Origin of the sequence: Rhodopseudomonas sp. B29 (assembly GCF_000333455.1) — a bacterium.
Classification (GTDB): Bacteria; Pseudomonadota; Alphaproteobacteria; order Rhizobiales; family Xanthobacteraceae; genus Rhodopseudomonas.
Genome location: NZ_BADD01000310.1, coordinates 1 through 3323 on the forward strand (window position 1 = coordinate 1; position 3323 = coordinate 3323).

Annotated in this window: 3 protein-coding genes and 1 pseudogene; 1 reads left to right on the forward strand and 3 read right to left on the reverse strand. The window is 65.6% G+C overall.

All coding sequences use genetic code 11. The annotated features are described in order from the left end of the window. Positions 1–343: 343 nt before the first annotated feature. Both I5M_RS11390 and I5M_RS11395 read right to left on the reverse strand, forming a co-directional pair. Positions 344–1120 (reverse strand): tRNA1(Val) (adenine(37)-N6)-methyltransferase, encoded by a 777-nt coding sequence (locus tag I5M_RS11390; protein ID WP_022721522.1) that lies wholly within the window; start codon positions 1118–1120, stop codon positions 344–346. Further along, positions 1113–1340: a DUF2007 domain-containing protein gene (locus tag I5M_RS11395; protein ID WP_022721523.1), complete on the reverse strand. Its 228-nt coding sequence runs from the start codon at positions 1338–1340 to the stop codon at positions 1113–1115. The genes I5M_RS11390 and I5M_RS11395 overlap by 8 nt, the downstream gene beginning before the upstream one ends. A gap of 212 nt (positions 1341–1552) precedes the next feature. On the opposite strand from I5M_RS11395, the gene I5M_RS11400 reads away from it, so the two are divergent. Next, positions 1553–2563 (forward strand): polyprenyl synthetase family protein, encoded by a 1011-nt coding sequence (locus I5M_RS11400; RefSeq protein ID WP_022721524.1) that lies wholly within the window; start codon positions 1553–1555, stop codon positions 2561–2563. Positions 2564–2809: 246 nt separating this feature from the next. Here the strand turns inward: I5M_RS11400 and I5M_RS11405 are convergent. Beyond that, positions 2810–3323: pseudogene (locus tag I5M_RS11405) on the reverse strand (4-(cytidine 5'-diphospho)-2-C-methyl-D-erythritol kinase); the annotation flags it as partial.

The window sequence follows — 3323 nt, forward strand, 5'->3', positions numbered from 1 at the left end:
CAGGCAACAATGGGGCCAGCGGCCCAGCACACCTGAAGCATCGTTGTCGGCGGAGTACGAAATTGTCATGCGGGTTCCTCGTTCTCGTCGCACGAAGTTGCTGCTTTGAGCTGGAACAACTTTTGCAGTGCAAGATTCATATAGGGTGTTTCGCTCAACCGAGCAGTGGGAATTGCCGATGAAAATTTGCCTGCTGTTACTCCTGATAGCGGCCATTCTGATTGCGGTCCGCATGCCTTTTCCGTCGACGCGGCGCGATCCGGCACTGCCGTCCTGAGCAGCTGACCCAACTCAGCATTTGTTGCCCGGCCGGCAAATTATTCTCGGCTGGATCGGCTTCGACTTACTTCGCAAGCGGCAGCACGTCGGCTCCGGCCAGCACGGCTTGAACGAACTCGCTCTGCGTTTGCGAAGCCGTGTTGAGCTCGAGCCCGGGCCAGATCGCCAGCGGCGCCCGCCCGCCCTTGACCGCCCGCACCAGCACACGGATCGCCGGCCCGCCGGCGCTGCCATGGACCGGCTGAACCGCGACGCTGCCGAAGCCGCGGCCGAGTGCGGCCAGCACCTCGGCCAATCCATCGGCCCGCCAGATCAGCGTCAGTATGCCGCCTGATTTCAGCACGCGGCGAGCGGCATGCAGCCAAACCTCCAAGGTCGAGGCTTCGGCCACATGGGCTATGCTGCGCTTGGGATCGGGCGAGGCGCGATGCCGGCCCGGATGGTTGAACGGCGGATTCATCAGCACCGCATCGACGCTATCGGGCGGCAATCCGGCTGCGACGAAACTGTCAGACCCGCCACAAACATCGAGCAGCAGAACCTGCGCGGAAAGTCCGTTGGCTTCCGCATTGCTCCGCGCCAGCGCCGCGAGTTGCGGATCGATCTCGACCAGCACCAGATCGAGCGGCTGCACCCGTCGCGCCAGCGCAAGGCCCGCCGCCCCGACGCCGCTGCCGAACTCGACGACACGATTACCAGATTGAACTTTGGTCGAAGCCGCCAGCAGGATCGCGTCGTGCCCGGCGCGATGTCCGGAGCGAAGCTGACGCAGAAGCAGCTTGCCGCCGAGGAAGCCGTCTTCGGAGACATCGTCCGTGCGCGGGGCCGCGACGTCAGCCATCGGCGCGTAATTCATGCGCCAAACCGGCATCTGTCAGCACTTGCCGCGCACACCGCAGATCGTCCTCGTGCACCAGAACACGGCGCGGGATCACGCCCAGCGAGCCTTCGAGGATGCTCATGTTCTGGTCCATGACCAGATATTCGATGGCAGCGCCGTCGAGCAGCGCCCCGATCGCCGACAGCAGTACCGCGTCGTTGGTTCGCACCAGTTCCCGCAACCTTGCGCCTCCCGTGACCGATGCTTTAAGACACCCGCGCGACCGGTCCAGGCCGTCTATAGCATGCCTCGTTGCCGGATCGTCCCCGTGATATAGTGCGGGTGCGAGGTCCGCTGAGGGCAATCTGCCCGGCGAACATTCGCCTCGCGCAATCGAAGCACGGCCCGCGCGACATCGGATCGCATCAGGCCCTGCGGAAGTGGAGAGCCGGCGTGGCCGTCATCGTACCGTTCGAAGGGCCGCAGACGCCCTCCATCGACCAGCTTGTCGAGCTTGTCACCACCGACATGGATCGGGTCAACGCGGTCATTCTGTCGCGCACCGGCTCGGACGTCACGATGATCCCCGAGGTCGCCAATCACCTGATCTCGTCGGGCGGCAAGCGGCTGCGGCCGATGCTGACTTTGGCGATGGCCAACCTCACCAATTACACCGGCGACGGACACATCAAGCTCGCCGCCGCGGTCGAATTCATGCACACCGCGACGCTGCTGCACGACGACGTCGTCGACGAAAGCGAGATGCGCCGTGGCAAGAAGTCGGCGCGGATGCTGTGGGGCAACGAGGCCAGCGTGCTGGTCGGCGACTTCCTGCTCGGCCAGGCCTTCCGCATGATGGTCGAAGTCGGAAGCTTGCGCGCGCTGGATATTCTGTCGGCCGCGTCGGCGACGATTGCCGAAGGCGAAGTCGCTCAGCTCGCCGCCGCCAAGAACACCGCGACGACCGAAGACGAGTATCTGAACGTCATTCGCGGCAAGACCGCCGAGCTGTTCGCCGCCGCCTGCGAAGTCGGCCCGGCGATCGCCAACCGGCCGAAGGCCGAGCAGTCGGCCTGCCGCTCGTTCGGCATGAACATCGGCATCGCCTTCCAGCTCATCGACGACGTGCTCGATTACGGCGGCAAGGCCGCCAAGCTCGGCAAGAACGTCGGCGACGATTTCCGCGAGGGCAAGATTACTCTGCCGGTGGTGCTGGCGTTCCGCCGCGGCAACGACGCCGAACGCGCGTTCTGGGTGCGGGCGCTGGAAAAGGGCGACATCACCGACGCCGACCTCGATCAGGCCATCGCCCTGATGTCCAAGCACCGCGCTTTGGAAGACACCATCCAGCGCGCCCACCACTACGGCGCCATGGCGGTCGACGCCCTCGCTTTGTTCGCCCCCTCGCCGATGAAGAGCGCGCTCGAGCAGGTGGTGGCGTTCTGTCTGGCGCGATCGCACTGAGCGGCCGGCTCACACCTCTCTTTTGTCATTCCGGGGCGCGCGAAGCGTGAACCCGGAATCCATAGCCACAGGTTTCAGTCATTGAGGGACAGCGTTTGCAATGCGGTGCCTCAACGCAACCATAGGGGTTATGGATTCCGGGCCTGCGCTGCTACGCAGCGCATCCCGGAATGACGAACTGATAGGCTACACGCGAAATTCCGGGTTCGCGCCTGACGGCGCGCCTCGGAATGACGTGGCAAGTAGTTAGCTCAAGCTGCCCGCATGCACCCACCAGCCGGGGTGTGCTGCGCTGATAGCGCTCGCGGCGGCCTTCGCATCTTCATCACTACCGAACAGCGCGAAGCACGTCGCCCCCGAACCCGACATCCGGGCCAGCTTCACACCCGCAGCGGCGCGGAGCGCGGCGAGCACGTCACCTACGATCGGCTCGACCTTCAGGGCCGGCGGTTCGAGATCGTTGCGGCCCGCCGCAAGCGCCTTCACCCAATCATCTGGTGTCGCGCCGACGCCCGGCCAGACCGGTGCGCTCAGCACGTCGGCCGGACCGACGGTGAGCTGGCCGGCGCGCAGGCCCAGGGCGGCGAAGACGTCCTTGGTGGCGACCGGCACCCGCGGATTGACCAGCACCGCCGGCAGTCGCGGCAGCGCCAGCGGCGTCAGGTTCTCGCCGACGCCTGTCATCACGCAGGCGGTCGACGGCAGGCAGACCGGCACGTCGGCGCCGGTCAACCGCGCGGCTTCGATCAGCCGCTCGTCG

Coding starts and splice junctions, on each gene's coding strand:
- I5M_RS11390 (WP_022721522.1), bottom strand. CDS start 1,120: ATGGCTGACGTCGCGGCCCCGCGCACGGACGATGTCTCCGAAGACGGC.